Genomic DNA, 18,090 nt, shown 5'->3' with positions numbered 1-18,090 from the left:
AAAACATTCGAACCAACAATCTAACTACCCATCAAACAATTCACCTCCCGAATACTTACAACCCTAGCCATACCTCTGCAAATTCAACTGAAAGTCAAAATAAAAACAAAGTAAATATTTACTAAAAATAGATCGCACTTTTAAACTTAATTAATTTTAAACATCAAAATTATCATTAATATTGGTTTTGCGATCGTAAGTAACCTGACCAATACGCCTTGAAGAACACCCCATATTAGAAGTCAGAACTGCTTGCGAACCTTCATTTATAACCCCGACACAGAAGTGATTAAAATGAAAAGTAGTTTTACTAAAAACACTCTTATTACAAGCTGTATTCTTGCTGCCTTAAGTACCACTGCCCACGCGGAAGAGTCCGCAGCAAACCACAGTGATACTCAGCCTCCTCAGACAGAAACTGAAACCCTATTTAACTTTTATGGTGAGCTTGGCCTTGGTGGTCACGTGGCACTCGAAGGTGATGATAAAGGCCGCTACGCAGACGGTACTTACATTGAAGCTGGCTTGGCTATCGAGCACGGTAATTGGTTTGGTCTTGCTTATATGGAGGGCTGGACAGTACAAGCCGATGACGAAGGCAATGCTTGGGCAACGGGCCACGGCTGGGGCGGTTTTGAAGGTGGTTTCAACCGCTTTTACGCTGGCTACCGCACAGATAACAAAACAGAATTCATGATTGGTCGTATGGACTCTTCATTAGATGACGTTCAATGGTGGGGTGACCCTACGGTTGAATACGGCTACGCGATCTCAAACACGCGAGACGTGCACCTTGGTGTGAAGATTCAAAACCTAGAAGGCAAGCTTCGCTACAGCGTTTCTTTCGCGCCAGAGTCTGACTTCTCGGAAGACGATGCTCTTGTTCACTTCGGTAAATACGACAGCTTCGCAGACCAATGGAAAGATAAGAACGCCATGGTCAATGGTTACCTTCAATACGATCTGACCGACGACTTAACCCTAATGGGTGGTGGTGAAGTTCGTAACAACGATGGTGGTGAACTATTGCTATTGGGTGCTGAGTACAAAAACTTCGCCACTCGTGTTTGGCACGATACAGATAAAGGCAACCAAGAGTCTTTCGGTAGCGAGTCTGGTATTCAAACCAGTGCATGGTACGAAGCGGCACAAGGCGTTTACCTATCTGCAGCCTACAACTACGCAAACTTTGACGGTGACAATGGCGACAAAGAAATCACCTCTTACATCAATGCTGGCGTTTGGTATGAATACGGCAACGGCGCGTTTGCGACTGCTTTCGATAGCCGCTTTGGCGTAGGCAGCGACACTGAAATCGGCGACGCTCAGGTGTTCGCAATGCAATACTTCTACTGGTAATAACAGGAATTGATCATGAAACTGAATAAATCATTCGCAGCTCTCGCTATCGGTGCAGCCCTTGTCGTTACTGGTTGTGCTTCAAACTCAATCTCTGGCTCAGGCTCTGACACAGAGCAACTGCAAGCCAACGAATTTAAGAACGTTATCGACCGTACTGGCTCACCTGAATACATGCGTGACTACGACTTCGATGACCACCAACGCTTTAACCCATTCTTCGACCTAGGTGCATGGCACGGTCATCTGCTGCCAGACAGTGCAGAAGGCATGGGCGGATTCCCAGGTACAGCACTGCTTACCGAAGAATATATCAACTTCATGGCTGATAACTTCGACCGCCTAAGCGTGTTCAAAGACGGTAAAAAAGTGGCTTTCACTATGGAAGCTTATAGCCTACCGGGCGCATTGGTTCAGACGCTAAAATCTGACGATGTGACCGTAGAAATGACGATGCGTTTTGCTTCAAACCGTACCTCTCTGCTAGAAACAAAAATCACTACCGACTCACCGGTTGAATTAGTGTGGGATGGTGAACTGCTAGAAAAGACGCACGCCAAAGAAGGCGTGGCACAAACCGACAAAACAATCGCTGAAACTTACCCTGAGTATGACCGTCAAATCGTCGCAACCGACGATGGCCTAAAGGTGACCTTCGGTAAGGTTCGTTCGACATGGGATCTACTGACTTCTGGTGAGTCTGAATACCAAGTTCACAAGTCGATTCCAACGAAAACCACGGTTGATGGTTTAGCGTTTACTTCAACGGCAAACATTGAAGCATCGACGACTATCTACACCACATACTCGCATGTTCTAACGGCAGAAGAAGCGCAAGCGGAACAGCCTGAAATCAAAAAGATCATGGCAAACCCTACCGACTTCTTAGCCGCATCAGCAGAACGTTGGGAAGGCTATCTTGAGATGGGTTTAACCAACCCGAACGCGACACCAGAGCAAGAGCGTGTTGCGGTTAAAGCGATGGAAACCCTAAACGGTAACTGGCGTGGCGCTGCAGGTGCGATGGAGTTTGACTCTGTGACACCATCCGTGACGGCGCGTTGGTTCTCGGGCAACCAAACTTGGCCTTGGGACACATGGAAGCAAGCCTACGCAATGGCTCACTTCAACCCAGATGTAGCGAAAGATAACATCCGCGCGATGTTCGCTTACCAAATTCAGGCTGACGATGCCGTTCGTCCTTGGGATGAAGGTTACGTGCCCGATCTACTCGCTTACAACCTAAGTCCAGAACGTGGCGGCGATGGCGGTAACTGGAATGAACGTAATACCAAACCAAGCCTAGCAGCATGGGCAGTAATGGAAGTCTACAAAACCACCAGCGACGAAGCTTGGCTACAAGAGATGTATCCAAAACTAGTGGCATACCATGATTGGTGGCTACGCAACCGTGACAACAACGGCAATGGCGTTCCAGAGTATGGCGCTGCTCGTGACAAAGCACACAACACACCTGAAGGTGAAATGTACTTCACCGTGGTTCGTGGCGATAAGCACGAAACAGTCGTAGGACAAGCAGCACTGGATAAAGTGGTAGCAGAAGGCAACTACGATTACATCGAGAGCCCCGCACAAACGGCTGCATCTTGGGAATCAGGCCGTGACGATGCAGCCGCATTTGGCTTCATTGATAAAGACCAGCTAGACGCGTACGTTGCTAACGGTGGCAAGCGCAGTGATTGGGATGTTGAATTCGCTCAAAACCGCGCTGAAGACGGCACTTTGCTTGGCTATTCATTGCTGCAAGAGTCCGTTGACCAAGCAAGCTACATGTACAGCGATAACAAGTACCTAGCAGAAATGGCTGACATTCTAGGTAAAGACGCAGAAGCGAAAGAGTTCCGTGAAAAAGCAGAGCACCTATCGAACTACATCAACACCTGTATGTTCGACGAAGGCACTAACTTCTTCTATGACATTCGTATTGAAGACAAGCCTTTAGCCAATGGCTGCGCAGGCAAACCGATTGTCGAGCGTGGTAAAGGCCCTGAGGGTTGGTCACCACTGTTCAACGGTGCAGCAACACAAGCTCACGCTGATGCCGTGGTCTCTGTGATGAAAGATACTTCAGAGTTCAACACCTACGTTCCACTAGGCACAGCGGCGCTTTCTAGCCCTGCATTTGGCCCAGATATTTACTGGCGTGGACGTGTATGGGTAGATCAATTCTACTTCGGCCTAAAAGGCATGGATAGCTACGGCTACCGTGACGATGCGATTGAAATGGCAGGTGCGTTCTTTGACCACGCCGATGGCTTGGTACAAGACGGTCCTATCCGTGAGAACTACAACCCGCTAAACGGTGAACAACAAGGTGCTCCAAACTTCTCTTGGAGTGCTGCCCACCTATACATGTTATACAACGATTTCTTTACTGACGCAGAGTAAGTAAAAACCTATACCTGTCTTCTGAAATTCAATGAAAATCTAACCTCATAAATTTCAGACTTTGGCACTCAGTTTCTCGCTGAGTGCCTTTTTTATATCTGAAGTAACGTAAGCGAAAAACAAGCACTTAGACCATTTGGCCTACCATGATCCTTTTACTCTGTTCGTTGTACTCAGCTAACACAGGCAAGCTTTTACTCACAAAAAGCAAAGAGTGCTCTTGCTATGAAATCCCATTCAAAAATTTCATCACCCTCACTGAAATATTGAATTCTGAAGACTTATTCGAATTTTATTTATCCTTATTAGCCTTCCGGACATTAATTTGATAGTCGTTTACTAAATAATAGCTAAACTATAGTGTCGCCTACCCCTTTTTTGAGAAAACCTAAATGCCTAATGCTGATTCCACCCTAAACAAACGTATGGGAATCGTTGCGCTCACCTGGCCAATTTTTATCGAAGTTCTTTTAAGAACCGCACTCAACACCAGTGATGTATTCATGTTATCGGGATACTCGGACAAAGCCGTGTCTGCCGTTGGTGTTATTTCTCAGATATCCTTTTTCCTGATCATTGTCTCGACCATGGTCAGCAGTGGTACGGGTATTCTAATCGCGCAATACAATGGTGCTTCCCGCACTCAAGAGAGCGCTCACGTGGGTGTAGCAAGTATCATTCTGGCCATTATTGCCGGTGTGCTACTGAGTGTGATTGCCGTTCTTGTTGCTGAATATTTTATCCCGCTTTATCAACTCGAACCTCAAGTCGAACAGTACGCGCAAGAATACCTGTTCATCAGTGGTGCTCTCACCTTCAATGTAACCATAGGTGTGGTTCTCACCACTATTTTGCGCAGTCATGGCTATTCAAAGTCACCGATGGTGATCAATATGATTGCAGGTGTCATCAACGTATTCGGTAACTACTGTGCCTTATATCAACCTTTTGGTTTGCCTGTATACGGCGTGCAAGGGGTTGCGACCGCGACCGTCATTAGCCAAGTAATCGGAATGTTGATCTTGATTGGTGTGGTCAGAAGCAAAGGGATTTATCTACCAGTGAAGCAGTTTAAATCTGTGCCGAAAGCCATCTATCAAAAAATCATGAAGATCGGCTCGATGAACGCTGGAGAAGTGCTCTCTTATAACATGGCTCAGATCAGCATTACCTTCTTTGTAGTGCAGATGGGTACGTCTTCACTGGCTGCGTTTACTTACGCACAAAACATCGCTCGCCTCTCTTTTGCGTTTGCACTGGCAATTGGTCAAGGCAGCCAAATCCAAACAGGCTATTACATTGGTAAGGGTTGGATCGACGAGATTACCAAGCGCGTGCAACGTTACTTTGTGGTTGGCTTTATCGCGTCAACCGCGATCACCTGCATGGTGTATGTGTTCCGTTTCGAAATTCTCGATCTGTTCACGCAAGATCCAGAGATCATTGCGCTAACGGCGGCACTGATTGCAGGTTCCATCATTCTTGAAGCTGGACGAGTATTTAACCTTATCTTTATCTCTTGTCTAAAGGCTGCTGGCGACATTAAATTCCCGATCAAAATGGGCATTCTCAGCATGTGGGGCATTGGGGTTGCCATGAGCTATTTGCTTGGCGTGCATTGGGGTTATGGCGTATTGGGTGCTTGGATGGCAATCGCGATGGACGAGTGGTTCCGTGGAATCATCATGGCCTATCGCTGGCGAGCTAAGAAATGGACTCGATTCTCTTTTTAGGTTGTTGTTGATACGTCGAAATTTATCTCGACCAAAAGAAAAAAGCGCTAGGGGGAGCTAGCGCTTTTAAGACCAACTAAGTCCGTTTAGCCTGGTAGATTTTTAAGCTATATCATGAGGATATAACCAATTTTTTTACTTAGGTAAATCAAAAAGCCTATTCTTTACGACTGCTTTAAGTCGTAAATTAAGTATAGTCGGGTTCTTATAATAAACCGGATTTTTCTAAAATTAATTCATATGAATTTGACGATTAACCGACACAATAAACTATTCGGAAATCACAGATGAGATCGCATTAGTAATCAGCTTTCTAAGTAGTTTATTTTTATCATCTAAATGCTTTGCCTTTCGATAAACAAGCTGGATATCAAAATCTGGAACATCAATTGGTGGCTTCACAGCTAGTAAGGTTTCTTCACTATCCATATCCTTGCGCGCGACTAGCTTGGGGACAATACACAATAGTTCTCTGCCACGAATGAGCCGCTTAACAGTTAAAAAGTTACTGGAAGATATCGCGACTTTCCGGCTTAAACCGAGTTCACCTAAACGAGTGTCCACTCCCGTCTTTAAAGCCCCTGCCGGAGAAACGAGCGCGTGCTCGACAGCAACAAATTGTTCTAGCGACATCGGCTCCTCAATAGATAGAACCGATTGATCAAGTAAACAAACATGTTGCTCCGTATACAAATGCTTTGTTCGATATTGCTTTGGTACCTCACCAAAGCTACCTATCGTCATATCAAGCTTGGCATCGTCAAAGACTTGCTGGTAGTTACTCCGGTTTACATTGAACAACGCTACTTGGGAATAAGGAGAGGATTGATTAATCAGGTCAAACAATATTGGAGCGAACATATGCTCGGCATAATCAGTGAGACCAATCTTCCAAGTCCCTTTATAAGTCTCTGCATCAAACGATTTAGATAACAGAACTTCAGACTGGATGGTATTCAGTAGCGCGTCCACGGTACTTGATAGTTCAATGGCTCGGTCGGTTGCCTCCATCTTGCTGCCCTCACGCTCAAACAAAGGGTCATCAAACAACTTTCGTAACCTTTGTAAGCTATGGCTCATCGCAGATTGGCTGACATAACAACGCTCAGCAGCCTTACTCACGCTATTCGTTTTATACAAAGCCTGCAGTGCAATCAATAAGTTAAGGTCAATTCCTTTCCAGTTAAAATCAGCCACAAATCAATCCCATATTATTCATAGTTATAATTAAAACAATTAATTTGAATCATAGTTCAACTCCACCTAAATTACGCTAAACATTTATCTGGAATCAATCATGCTTTCAATTTTTAAAACCTTTTTCTGGCTTGGCTGGATTAGCTTTGGTGGACCAGCAGCACACATTGGCTACTTCCGTAAAACCTTTGTTGAGAAACTGAATTGGTTGTCCGACGAAGAGTACGGGCAGATTGTCGCGCTTAGCCAATTTCTACCGGGCCCAGGTTCAAGCCAAGTTGGCTTTGCGGTTGGCTACAAGAAAGGTGGATTAACAGGTGCGATTGCTGCATTTGTCGGCTTCACTTCCCCATCTGTGATTCTGATGCTGATATTGGCGTTAGTCAGCAACCAGCTATTGGAAGCACCACTTTTCAATTCAATCATTCACGGGCTTAAGTTATTAGCGGTAGTGGTTGTGGCTGATGCAACCTTTGGTATGTACAAGAACTTTTGCCAATCGAAGATAGCAACCGCCTTATGTGTGATTACCGCGATTGTTCTGCTACTGATTCCAGGCATCTGGCCTCAAGTTTTAGTGCTTCTATTTGCAGCGATGATTGGCAGTAAGTTCTTGACATCTCAAGAGCTCAAAACGATACCTTCAACGCAAAAAATATCGGTAACGCCTCTCGTGATTTTTGTTGCTTTGCTGGTTGGTCTGCCTCTATTCAGTGCTTACTCTCAAGGTATTGAAGTATTTGGCCTATTCTACCAAGCAGGTAGCTTAGTATTCGGTGGCGGCCACGTAGTACTTCCGTTGCTACAAAATGGTATTGGTGACCAACTGTCTCAAGATGCCTTCTTAACAGGTTATGCAGCAGCACAGGCAGTACCAGGGCCTATGTTTACACTTGCGACTTACTTAGGTTATGTATTGATGCCATCGGCACCGATCACAGGCGCACTACTCGCAACGATTGCTGTGTTCTTACCGGGCTTCTTATTACTATTAGGTGTGTTGAAAAACTGGCAAGCAATTGCGAGTAAACCTTTGGTGGCTGGCGCTCTTACTGGTGTGAATGCGGCGGTTGTCGGTTTATTGTTGGCAGCGCTATATCAACCGATCTTCACAAGCGCAGTGAGCAGTGGTTTAGACTTCGCTTTGATCATTGTTGGCGTGTGGCTACTAAAAACAATGAAGATGCCAATCGTATGGATGGTAGCTCTGTTTATTGCAATAGGGTTTGGACTCGGAGTTATTTAATATAATGCCCACTAATTCTAATTAGTGGGCATTATAATTTTCGGATTATGCGACCGTTGAGATAGTGGTTATTCTTCTATCTGTGTAGAGGCTGGACTGGCATCGTCTTGGTTAAAAGACTCTGGGGGAATATACACATCAGCACGTCTGTTTTGAGCTCTACCTTGAGAGGTTTTGTTACTTGCGATTGGCTCAGACTCACCCAATGATTTCAGGGTCATTTTCTCTTTTTCAACACCGTAAGTGAAAAGCTGTTTAGACGTACTTTGAGCTCTCTCTAGCCCCAACCCTTGGTTGTAAGCTTCACTGCCCACCCAATCGGTATGGCCTTCAATGGTCACTAGGTAGTCATTGTCTGCGAGATGTTTTGCCACATCAGCAAGCACTTCACGAGCAAGAGGGGTCAGATAATAACGATCAAAGGCGAAGTTAACACGAGCAACGAGCTGCCCTTTGTCACTATCGAAGCTAGCAATACCAAGGTTTGATATATAAGTGAGACAATCACTTGGATCAGTGATCAACTGTGAGCGCTTAAGAAGCTCCCACTTGAGAGCTGGATCATGACTTCCCTCATGAATTTGCCAATAGCCATCACGATGACTAGCCACCCCTTGAACTTCACCAATTTCGATGGTGTGAGAATACTCTGAAAAAGTATTCCCACAATATTCTACTACCTGATCACTAATCTCCTGCCCATAACTAGAGAAAGAAACAAGCATACCTAGTGCTAGCATTGTATTTTTCATCTTTACTCACCCGTATAGTCTCGATACACCAGTACCTCGAGATCCTTTCTCAATTAAATTTTGAATACGTTCAATCAATTCTTCGCGACTACGTACATCGATAATATCTTCATCAGGATTTAAGACACACTTCTGAAATCCATTTTGTTTAGTCGCATCAAAATCAACACCTATAACACCTATATACAGGCTGCCATCCTCAGATTGAAAGTGCTCTCTTGCAGCATTGCACATATTGGCATCAACTAAGTCGGGTAAAATACTCGTATATGGATATTCTTGGCCATCACTCAAAATAATCATAATTTTGACTCTTTGACTGTATTCATCAATCTCCTGCTGACTAGCCGAATTACTTGGCATGCCATCATTAAGTACTTGAAGCCCTCTTAAAATACCCTGATATGAAGCCGTATTGCCTCCTGAATTCATATCCTGCATTTCTTCAATCAAATCAGAATCACTGGTAAGAGGAATCACATAGTGACCTATGCCATTTGTCATCGTCATTGAGCTATTGTAAATAACATTAGTATCCGCTCTAAAGTCAAATTTTAAATCTGTATTATCTCTTTTATAGTTAAACATATCATCAACAGATTTCTGATAATCTATATACTCTGGTATTTCAAGACGTCTAGATTTAATATTTAAAACATCCAACACTCTCTTAGCTTGTTTGTGCTGATTATTACTCCCAATATTAGGGCAATCAAATATATCATCGGCACAATCTTCGACTTCACTTAATGTTCTTTTTGACCAAAAACGCCAATTGACTTTTTCATAGGTTTTAGAGGAAACAGAAGAATGGTAATCACTTCTATACCTCAACTGACTTCCTGAGAATAAATTGTTATTAATTCTATCCTGAACTCTGAGGTTAAAAGGAACAATCGCTAGACGGTTAAGCACTGTAGAATCACCTTCACGCACAACCAAAATATTATCAGCAAGATCTGAAACAGCTAGTTTGAGAGTTTGAATCTTTGTATTTACATCACCACTTGCCCCACTCCAATCCCGATTCATTGATCCTGAAAAGTCAGTGACTAGCACAATGTCTACTAATTTATCACCTAGATAGTACGGATATTTCGCGGCGAGCGCTGAGCCTGCAAGCTTTTGATTTTCATCGAATGAAGGAATTAAATCACTCGCAAACCACGAATTATGGGTAGTCACTGCTGCAACTTCATATTGAATTTTCTCGGTATCATCATTCGCCGCAGTTGGCTCCTCATAAGTCCTTACTGTCGTGATATCTATATGCTCGATACTACGCACATAATCATCAACATATCGAGTCGCTAAAGCGTCTGCTTCATTCGATTTATCATCAATTGTTATTGCAAGGGCAGCAGCTTGTGCAGCATCTCTCAAACGACTTGTTTCTTGAATATATCGAGTTCCCTCGAGTGCAAAAACTGACACGCCTAACAAAGGTATTAACGTCAGTCCAAGCCAAATTGCGGCAATACCTCTCTGACGATGAGGACCGCGATTAAATGTATTTGGGTTTATCATATCTACCTCCCAACCATCACCGAACTCGATGAAATGGTTATTTCTGATAAATTAGCAATCCCCAACAAACGTGCAAACCAAGATGAATTACTTTCACATAATGACACTTGGTAAAGAGGGAAAGAGACTCCGTTCTCTACAGGAACCAAAGCCTCTTTCGATGAAATTAATGGTACATTACAACCTAAGTTGTTGAACTGGTCACTTTCGAATGAATCAATATTTGCAGCAGAGCCATCGTGCATAGCTTCAACTCTCAGCGCTACGCTTTCTGGAGCTGTGTTTAGCAGACGAGCGGCAATAATGACCATTTCGTCTCTATCATCACCAGTTAAGATGACATTTTCATCATAATATCGAGTGCGCTCTTTCATTACGTTAACCAGAGAAAAACTCACTCGGTCGAGTTTTGCTCTAACCAATAACTTATGACTCACGTCACTCATAAAATAAAATATGGCTATAACGACAAATAAAATGAGTGCTAACTCAATGGTAAAGGCGCCACGCTGCAGTGTTGAGTTGCGTTTTTTTCGAAAGCCTCCATTATTTGTTAATTCCGATATGTTCATCTAACACTCTCCCAACCCTCGTGCTCGAGAGTAAGTAACACTGAAGATGAAATTATTTCAGAATTTCCACCAAGCAAAGGTAAAATAGGTTCATATTGATAACTCAATGATATTTCGGCGAAGGAATATCCCGAATCATCAATCAGCATATCGCCATCATTAAGATAATTATCAGATAAAAGATCCTCATAACTCACATAATATTTGCCTGCCATTGAAAAGTTATCAACAGGCGTCAGTGAAGACCATAATTTACTTTCATCATTCATCACGTTGAAAAAGCTGGTATTATAACTGGTGTATGAATTATCTCCCTGAAAAACAGTCGTTGACCTAACCGATTCTCTGAGCGCAAACTCAACCAAATTTGAGACGTAAATCCGATACGCCATTTCGAATATCATTACCGTCGCCGTGATGAGAATGATGATGCCTAAAGCCACCTCGACGGTTAGAGACCCCTTAGCATACTTGACTATTCTTCTCATATTGAACTCCCAGTGCCTGAAGATAGGCGTCTAGACATGGTTGTAACTTCATTGATTGAATAACTACTACCTAAAACATCACTGGCTTGTTTAACATGACCTAACTTAATCAAAGCAATAGCTAAATTTGCCTGAACTTTTTTATTTTTAGGATCAGACAAGTACAATGGAAGTAATAAATCAATCACTTCTTGATATCTTCCATCAGCAAACTTAATCAATGCCAAATTATTCTTTATCGCAGTATCATTGTAACCTTTGATTCTGGCATTATTAAAATATTTCTCGGCTAACTCATAATCTCCATTCATGCAGTGAGATATCCCCAATAGAACATCTACTTCTGCCGTATTATTTCCCAACTCAATAGAACGTAGATAAGACTCTACCGCCAAAGCATCGTTATGATCTGCATTATAAACTTGACCTCGTAATTGAGATAACTCCCAATTAACCACTTTCAAGCCTAAAAGATAATCACTATAAAACCTTGCTGATTCGATATCACCCTTATAAAAATAAACTTTAGCTAGCTCCTGCATAGAAACTGTATCGTTGGGTGATTCTTCAAGCTTACTTTTATAATAGGTAACTAAACCATCATAATTACCCACTCGCTCCATGCTATCGACTTCATTGTCTAGACTTAGTTCAGATTGACTTGAAGAGCAGCCAATTAACGACACCAATAAAAGAGTGAAAATAAAATATCTAGCTCTCATAATTCACTCCTAAACAAGTCCCATCTGGACGACTCCAGGTGCTAAAATTAAGATGACAATAGGCATCATAATAAGTAAAATCAAAGGTATACTCATTTTAGCGGAGAGTTTCCCCATCTTTTCCTCAACGGTAAGTAACTGCATTTTACGCATATCCTCAGCCAAATCAGATAAGATCATGGAAATAGAAGATCCGTATTGAATATTTTGAATAATAGTCAAAACAAAGCTCGACATTTCAGGGGAAGGAACGCGTTCAGACAAGTTGTATAAAGCTTTATCGATACCCTGAATCTTGCCAAAGTCTGACGTTTTTTTTATCTGATAGCATAAATCACGATCAAAGGTTTCTAGTTCCTTTGACAAATAGGCAAAAGATGCCTCTATTGTCATACCGGTCTGCACACAAACAGACATCATATCTAGTAAATAGGGAAGATTTATCGAAATCTTTCTGACAACCGCCTTTTGCTTTAAACTTAAGATAAGATCAGGGAGGAGTACAGCTGTGATCACACTAACAACCACTAATATAAACTTAGTTTCTATAGCAATGTCCGCTATCCAAACAAAGAATAAGAGAACCGCGAAAAATAAAACTTTAATTGGAAAATAATAAATAGCCAGTTGAGGGCTGTGAATACCAGCATCCCTAACTTTCTGCTCTAACTCCCCTCGGTATTCTTTACCAAACTTGACAATAAATGAGTTAATTCTAGATGATCTATGCTTTTTTTGTGTTGCGCTTAGCAGAAATTCTATTCTTTTTTCTCTCTTCAAATCAACTAACATATTAATTGCCATATACAAACCAAAAGCAAAAACAAATAGTATAATAATAGTATTCATAATTTCACCCTTTTAACAAGAAGCCACACTATAAATAAACCTAACAATTCACTACCTAACACATAATAAAGTATCCATTGACCTTCTGGATCATGGACAATAAATTTAATATTGTCTGGGTTCAAAAAATTTAGCATTATTGCAAAACACAATGGTATGGCTGCCACTATTTTTGCTGATATCCTCGCTTCAGATGTCATCGCCATTTTTTTTCTTTCCATTGCACGAGCATCGACTAACACTCTAATCAACCTAGCTAATACTCCCTTAAGTTGGCCTCCACGATTCAGATTGGCTCTTATTGCAATCGTAAAAAAAATGTATTCAGGGTAGGGAAATACCTCACAAGATCGCTTTAAAACATCCTCAGAATTTTCACCTAGACGAAGTCGGTCACCCATTAACTTAAATTCTCGCCCAACTTCACCATCCATATTTCCCCCAACAAATATAAATGCCTGCATCAGGCTTTCACCAGCAGTCACCGCACTCATTAATATATTCAGAGCATCAGGAAATGTCCGCTGAAATGTTTTTCTTCTAACCGTTTTAAGCCTAAAGTAACCGAAGAATAATAAACACAAGATTGAAACAATCATAATAAACATTGAACGAATATAGAAAAAATGATAAATCAAATAATAGGATATAAAAACACTGAAAATAACATAAAATAAAACAATTAGTTTTGCTCTTGAACCTAATATTCCTATAGTTGGATGTAGGTCTCTTCTAATACTTCTCCAACTTGCTCTAGGCAGCAGTCCACTGATATCAATCACCGAAATATCATCTTCTTTTTTCGTTTTTTTCAATTTTGGAAAATAATTAACCACTTTTGATTTTTTATCATCAAAAAGTAAAAATATGGCAACCCCAAATAAAATAAAAGATATCCAAATGATCATGTCCCTACCCCTTTAAAGGATTCCATCAGTTCATTATATAAACCGAAAAAATGGGCTTTTCGTACCAAGTGAGATCTCTGCATGATACCTTCTGTAACAAACTTGCCTTTTACATTCTCACCATAATTGACTTCATCATATTGGAAGGAAAATATCTCTTCCATGACAACACTATCCCCTTCAATTCCGACAATTTCTGAGATGCTTGTTACTTTTCGAGAGCCATCTCGTAAACGGTTCACTTGCACAACCAGTTCAATTGAGCTGACGATAGCCTTACGAATAGCATCCAATGGCTGGTTTAAGTTTGCCATCATAATCATAGATTCGACTCGGCTGATAGCATCTCTTGGTGTATTAGCATGTAGGGTAGACATAGACCCTTCGTGACCGGTGTTCATCGCCTGCAGCATCTCAAACGCTTCTGAACCACGACACTCACCAAGAATAATGCGATCAGGTCGCATACGAAGCGCATTAATCACCAAATCTCTCTGTGTCACTAGGCCAGTACTTTCAATACTCTTAGTTCGCGTTTCAAGTCGAACTAAATTAGGCTGTTGAAGCCGAAGTTCAGCAGCGTCTTCTATTGTTATCACCCTCTCATCATCACTAATATAATGTGATAAAGCATTGAGTAACGTTGTTTTACCTGAACCTGTACCACCAGAAATCAAAATATTTAACCGACAACGAGAAGCAATCGATAGCGCCCTTGCCATATCTAAAGACATAGAATTAAATTCGACCAAAGATTCCATCGTGATATTTTGCTCACGGAACTTACGAATAGAAATCGTCGTACCATCTAAAGCAATCGGAGGAATAACGATATTTACTCGGCTACCATCTTCGAGTCGGGCATCCACTGTAGGGGATAGCTCATCAACTCGGCGACCAACTCGAGAAGCGATTTGTTTAGCAATATTGAGAAGTTGGTCTTCATTGACAAAAGTAATATCTGAACGTTCCAATTTACCGTACTTTTCATAAAATACTTCATTTGGGCCATTAACAAGTATGTCAGTTATCGAAAAGTCTTCAACAAGCGGTTGAATAGGTCCTAATCCAAATAGCTCATCTAGCATACTTTTAACAATACTTGACCGCATCATTGCCGTTACTGGACGCTCATTATTGCTAGAAAGTACATCAACAGCACTTCTAACTTGTCCCTCTAAATCATTGCGATTCATGGTTTGAATCGCTTCGACATCAAGCGCTTCAAAAATCTGAGTGCGAAAAGATATATATAGCTCTTTAGTTGTGCTCATCGTGCCACCAGTCTATTTAACCAACCCTGATGTTTTTGCACTGATTGACCATTTATTAAGTTTGATAGGTCCTCAATTGTTTTACGAATGCTTTTCTCATGTTTATGAGCTCGCTTACCTTCTACGATTAAATGAGACAGCCTTTTACAATAAGGCATATCAATATCAACTTTTGATTCAAGGTATTTTGTTATATCACCTTGTCCAATAACGAATGTACTCTCTGGTCTATGATGGTTGGCTAAAGTTATAATTCGAGTGCGACGACTTTGTGACACTTGATTTTGTTCGAGTGCTGATAGCAATGTACGTGCATTTCTTACTGATGAAACGGAAGGTTCTAGGACAACGATGATTACATCATAAATTTCTATTAATGCATGCGGGGTAATTTTAAAATCGATACTTCCAGAAAAATCCTCGATAATAAAATTAGCACTTCTATTTAATAGTTCACATAATGTTTGATTATAATCATAAATGAATTTTTGGTCTTGCTCTCCTTGCAATGACAGCAGTCTAAAATTTTTCCTCACTTGCGTTAAATAACTTAACGCTCCATCATTATCTAATTCGTGAATTGGGACAGAATATTCATCAATCAATCTAGATTGAAAATTTTCCAAACCAATTAACACATCGATATTTGAGTCACTGTATTGGTGATCGACTAATATTGTATCAATACTTTGCGTAGATAACATTGAACTCAACTCAGTGGAAATCAGAGAAGTACCTACCCCACCTTTACTACCCACAACAGCAACGCGCTTTGCCTTACGCTTTTCACTCACACCAGAAAAAGATTCTAAATTTGCTTGAACATTTAGTATAAAGTCAGAAAACTCAAACTTATTAATAGGCCAATATAGATAGTAAAATCCCATTTCTTTTAATTCACGAAGCTTAACTATAGAGTCCTGCTGTCCTATAATGATCAGCCCTTTTCGGGTAGGAAGATGACTAGCGAAATTTTGAGCATCGTCCGCCATTGTTTCTGAGTTACATAACTCCAGTAAAACAATGTTTGATTTTTGTTCTTCATAGAACTTTTTATTTACATCCGTGTTTTTAATAAATTGTGGTTCATCCCAACCTTCAAATTGAAACATTTCTTTTACGAGATCAACGCACTCCTGCGATTGATACACTAATACGCAATCAGATGGACCATTATTAATGCCTGACAAATCTTCCGAAGCTGCGGACTCTTTCATTGTTTTAACTAAATCAAACATTATAATCCCTCCACGAGCCTTTCCTTGTGAATAACCTGCCCCACTCTTGCCGCTTCCACAAAACAGTTTTGGCTTACATCAACACCTTCTACAGAAGCAAACTTACATTTTTCCTGTAATAGAGAGTGGTAGATCACTGTAATTTTAAGATCTTTGTCTAATTCGATATTTTTATGCACACTGAACGCCTCAGCAGACAGTGGTAACTTTTCAAATTCATTCACAACATTGTCAATCAAATTTTTTGAATTTCTATTCCTATACTCAAACTTATAAGAGGCTCCGGGATCTATATCGTTAACTTTAGCGATAAGATTACTTAACTGCTCTTTGGTTTCAGGAATAGATTTGACACTAAATTTATAGATATGAGTCTCTGGGTAGACTAAGTATTCACTACCTTTGCCATTAAGATAACGCTCCGCGCAACCCGAGATAAGAAACATCATGACCACTATTACAATTAATTTCTTCATTGTATAAATCCTCCTTGAGATAACAGTTCAATTGTAGGATCACTACCACTGTTTGCTTCAGCTGGAGAATCGATATTGAGCCAACGATGAAATGTAGAAGTCTTATGCATTTGAGGCAGCTGTACCTTCTTACTTTTTATTGGTTGAACCAAATTCACTGTCGCGACAATTAACAATTCGGTTCTTCTTCTATCTGTCGAAGATTTTCTAAATGCCGCGCCTAAAATTGGAATATCACCTAGTAGGGGGGTTTTCTGTAACTCTTCCAAGTCAGAGCTACTCATTAGCCCGCCCAGTACGAAACTGTCACCATCACCCAACTCGATCGTCGTCATGGCTCTACGCGTTGCCAATTGTGGAACCTCAATGCCTGCCGCTCGAATATACCGCTCGACTTCGCTCACTTCGGGAAGCAACTGCATACGAATACGCTCTTCGCTCATCACATTGGCCGTCAAACTCAAACGAACACCGAACTCTTTAAACGTAATATTTATATTATTGTTCGTGGTTACGATTACGGGAATTTCCCCACCGACTAAGAAGCTCGCGGACTCACCGGAAATAACGGTCAGATTTGGTTCTGCTAAAATTTGCGCGACATTTTCATTGCCCAATGCTGTAATAACAGTTGTAAGGTCAGCAGCGTCGAACTGTTGGAATAGAAACTCTCCGACACCCGCCCCCACGCTTGACCAATCAACACCGACTGTCTGCGCAAAATTTTCAGTTACTTGAGCGACCGAGATTTTGACGTTAACCTGCTGCGCTGTTGCGACCTCAAGTAGCTCTAAAATCCCATCCCAAGTCATATTTCTAGCAAAAACCATATCTTGTGGTTCTGGAATATCGATAAGATCGGTTTCTATTTCAAGCAATCGAGTCGCTTCATACTTTGCGACTTTCTCACGCCCCAGTAGGGTTGCGACCATCCGATATATATCATCACGCTGCTGGTTAGAATCAACCACACCGCTTACCGCAACTTGCATTCCGACGGACTCTAGCTTAATGTCTAGCTTTGGATAATGGAGTTTAATCTGGCGACGAACTTGGCTCAGATCCACATCGACGATGATTTTCTCGGACAATAGTAATTTATTGTTTTTGCCATAGATTTCGAGTCGCGCTTGCCCCACTTCTTTCGCAAAAACGACAATTGTTTTTTCATCGATAACATTATAATCGGCTATATCTGGTGCGCTAATAAACACTGTTGAGATCGTTTCATTGAGAGAGATATGCTGTCCTTCAAATTGAGTAATATATCGCTGTGAAGCGAATACCATTGAGTTTATCAACAGCAGATTCATCACTAATACCCATCTCGTTATCTTTGC

At 41.4% G+C, this 18,090-nt stretch carries 16 protein-coding genes; 4 read left to right on the top strand and 12 right to left on the bottom strand.

Features of this window, described 5'->3' with window-relative positions:
* Positions 1–294 precede the first annotated feature (294 nt).
* From ygjJ to LMH68_RS11320, 3 genes are all read left to right on the top strand, one after another.
* Positions 295–1,359 carry a protein YgjJ gene (ygjJ, locus tag LMH68_RS11330; protein WP_004734431.1) on the top strand — a complete coding sequence of 355 codons (1,065 nt, stop codon included), beginning with the start codon at positions 295–297 and terminating at the stop codon, positions 1,357–1,359.
* A gap of 15 nt (positions 1,360–1,374) precedes the next feature.
* A complete protein-coding gene (gene ygjK, locus LMH68_RS11325) occupies positions 1,375–3,768 on the top strand; it encodes an alpha-glucosidase (RefSeq protein WP_136973742.1) in 2,394 nt (797 codons plus the stop codon).
* A 392-nt stretch (positions 3,769–4,160) separates the two neighbouring features.
* Positions 4,161–5,501 (top strand): MATE family efflux transporter, encoded by a 1,341-nt coding sequence (locus LMH68_RS11320; RefSeq protein WP_017060807.1) that lies wholly within the window; start codon positions 4,161–4,163, stop codon positions 5,499–5,501.
* 270 nt (positions 5,502–5,771) lie between these two features.
* Here the strand turns inward: LMH68_RS11320 and LMH68_RS11315 are convergent, their stop codons facing one another.
* Complete coding sequence (locus tag LMH68_RS11315; protein WP_229647662.1) at positions 5,772–6,698, bottom strand: LysR family transcriptional regulator; 927 nt, start codon at positions 6,696–6,698, stop codon at positions 5,772–5,774.
* A gap of 100 nt (positions 6,699–6,798) precedes the next feature.
* On the opposite strand from LMH68_RS11315, the gene chrA reads away from it, so the two are divergent.
* Positions 6,799–7,944: a chromate efflux transporter gene (chrA, locus tag LMH68_RS11310; RefSeq protein WP_229647661.1), complete on the top strand. Its 1,146-nt coding sequence runs from the start codon at positions 6,799–6,801 to the stop codon at positions 7,942–7,944.
* A 68-nt stretch (positions 7,945–8,012) separates the two neighbouring features.
* Here the strand turns inward: chrA and LMH68_RS11305 are convergent, their stop codons facing one another.
* The 11 genes from LMH68_RS11305 to LMH68_RS11255 are packed head-to-tail and all read right to left on the bottom strand — an operon-like array spanning position 8,013 to position 18,063.
* Positions 8,013–8,696 carry an OmpA family protein gene (locus LMH68_RS11305; protein WP_229647660.1) on the bottom strand — a complete coding sequence of 228 codons (684 nt, stop codon included), beginning with the start codon at positions 8,694–8,696 and terminating at the stop codon, positions 8,013–8,015.
* Positions 8,697–8,702: 6 nt separating this feature from the next.
* Positions 8,703–10,223 carry a pilus assembly protein TadG-related protein gene (locus LMH68_RS11300; RefSeq protein WP_229647659.1) on the bottom strand — a complete coding sequence of 507 codons (1,521 nt, stop codon included), beginning with the start codon at positions 10,221–10,223 and terminating at the stop codon, positions 8,703–8,705.
* Between the two features lie 2 nt (positions 10,224–10,225).
* The gene (gene tadF, locus LMH68_RS11295; RefSeq protein ID WP_229647658.1) at positions 10,226–10,795 is read right to left on the bottom strand and encodes a tight adherence pilus pseudopilin TadF; all 570 of its coding nucleotides are present in this window, start codon (positions 10,793–10,795) and stop codon (positions 10,226–10,228) included.
* The gene (locus tag LMH68_RS11290; RefSeq protein WP_017060813.1) at positions 10,792–11,283 is read right to left on the bottom strand and encodes a TadE/TadG family type IV pilus assembly protein; all 492 of its coding nucleotides are present in this window, start codon (positions 11,281–11,283) and stop codon (positions 10,792–10,794) included. The genes tadF and LMH68_RS11290 overlap by 4 nt, the downstream gene beginning before the upstream one ends.
* Positions 11,280–12,005, bottom strand: a complete 726-nt coding sequence (locus LMH68_RS11285) for a tetratricopeptide repeat protein (protein WP_017060814.1) — start codon at positions 12,003–12,005, stop codon at positions 11,280–11,282. The genes LMH68_RS11290 and LMH68_RS11285 overlap by 4 nt, the downstream gene beginning before the upstream one ends.
* A 9-nt stretch (positions 12,006–12,014) precedes the next feature.
* Positions 12,015–12,854, bottom strand: a complete 840-nt coding sequence (locus LMH68_RS11280) for a type II secretion system F family protein (protein ID WP_017060815.1) — start codon at positions 12,852–12,854, stop codon at positions 12,015–12,017.
* The gene (locus tag LMH68_RS11275; RefSeq protein WP_229647676.1) at positions 12,851–13,759 is read right to left on the bottom strand and encodes a type II secretion system F family protein; all 909 of its coding nucleotides are present in this window, start codon (positions 13,757–13,759) and stop codon (positions 12,851–12,853) included. The genes LMH68_RS11280 and LMH68_RS11275 overlap by 4 nt, the downstream gene beginning before the upstream one ends.
* Entirely contained in the window at positions 13,759–15,036 is a 1,278-nt protein-coding gene (locus tag LMH68_RS11270) for a CpaF family protein (RefSeq protein ID WP_102428928.1), read from the bottom strand. The genes LMH68_RS11275 and LMH68_RS11270 overlap by 1 nt, the downstream gene beginning before the upstream one ends.
* Complete coding sequence (locus LMH68_RS11265; RefSeq protein WP_017060818.1) at positions 15,033–16,274, bottom strand: AAA family ATPase; 1,242 nt, start codon at positions 16,272–16,274, stop codon at positions 15,033–15,035. Before LMH68_RS11265 ends, LMH68_RS11270 begins: the two co-directional genes overlap by 4 nt.
* A complete protein-coding gene (locus tag LMH68_RS11260; protein ID WP_017060819.1) occupies positions 16,274–16,750 on the bottom strand; it encodes a hypothetical protein in 477 nt (158 codons plus the stop codon). Before LMH68_RS11260 ends, LMH68_RS11265 begins: the two co-directional genes overlap by 1 nt.
* Positions 16,747–18,063 carry a type II and III secretion system protein family protein gene (locus LMH68_RS11255; RefSeq protein WP_229647675.1) on the bottom strand — a complete coding sequence of 439 codons (1,317 nt, stop codon included), beginning with the start codon at positions 18,061–18,063 and terminating at the stop codon, positions 16,747–16,749. Before LMH68_RS11255 ends, LMH68_RS11260 begins: the two co-directional genes overlap by 4 nt.
* Positions 18,064–18,090 lie beyond the last annotated feature (27 nt).

The organism is Vibrio sp. F13, from assembly GCF_020806305.2.
GTDB classification, from domain to species: domain Bacteria; phylum Pseudomonadota; class Gammaproteobacteria; order Enterobacterales; family Vibrionaceae; genus Vibrio; species Vibrio crassostreae_C.
This window is presented reverse-complemented; position numbering and strand designations above follow the sequence as displayed.

Coding starts and splice junctions, on each gene's coding strand:
- LMH68_RS11300 (WP_229647659.1), bottom strand. CDS start 10,223: ATGATAAACCCAAATACATTTAATCGCGGTCCTCATCGTCAGAGAGGT.
- LMH68_RS11270 (WP_102428928.1), bottom strand. CDS start 15,036: ATGAGCACAACTAAAGAGCTATATATATCTTTTCGCACTCAGATTTTT.
- LMH68_RS11290 (WP_017060813.1), bottom strand. CDS start 11,283: ATGAGAAGAATAGTCAAGTATGCTAAGGGGTCTCTAACCGTCGAGGTG.
- ygjJ (WP_004734431.1), top strand. CDS start 295: ATGAAAAGTAGTTTTACTAAAAACACTCTTATTACAAGCTGTATTCTT.
- tadF (WP_229647658.1), bottom strand. CDS start 10,795: ATGAACATATCGGAATTAACAAATAATGGAGGCTTTCGAAAAAAACGC.
- LMH68_RS11260 (WP_017060819.1), bottom strand. CDS start 16,750: ATGAAGAAATTAATTGTAATAGTGGTCATGATGTTTCTTATCTCGGGT.
- ygjK (WP_136973742.1), top strand. CDS start 1,375: ATGAAACTGAATAAATCATTCGCAGCTCTCGCTATCGGTGCAGCCCTT.
- LMH68_RS11320 (WP_017060807.1), top strand. CDS start 4,161: ATGCCTAATGCTGATTCCACCCTAAACAAACGTATGGGAATCGTTGCG.
- LMH68_RS11255 (WP_229647675.1), bottom strand. CDS start 18,063: ATGAATCTGCTGTTGATAAACTCAATGGTATTCGCTTCACAGCGATAT.
- LMH68_RS11280 (WP_017060815.1), bottom strand. CDS start 12,854: ATGAATACTATTATTATACTATTTGTTTTTGCTTTTGGTTTGTATATG.
- LMH68_RS11265 (WP_017060818.1), bottom strand. CDS start 16,274: ATGTTTGATTTAGTTAAAACAATGAAAGAGTCCGCAGCTTCGGAAGAT.
- chrA (WP_229647661.1), top strand. CDS start 6,799: ATGCTTTCAATTTTTAAAACCTTTTTCTGGCTTGGCTGGATTAGCTTT.
- LMH68_RS11305 (WP_229647660.1), bottom strand. CDS start 8,696: ATGAAAAATACAATGCTAGCACTAGGTATGCTTGTTTCTTTCTCTAGT.
- LMH68_RS11285 (WP_017060814.1), bottom strand. CDS start 12,005: ATGAGAGCTAGATATTTTATTTTCACTCTTTTATTGGTGTCGTTAATT.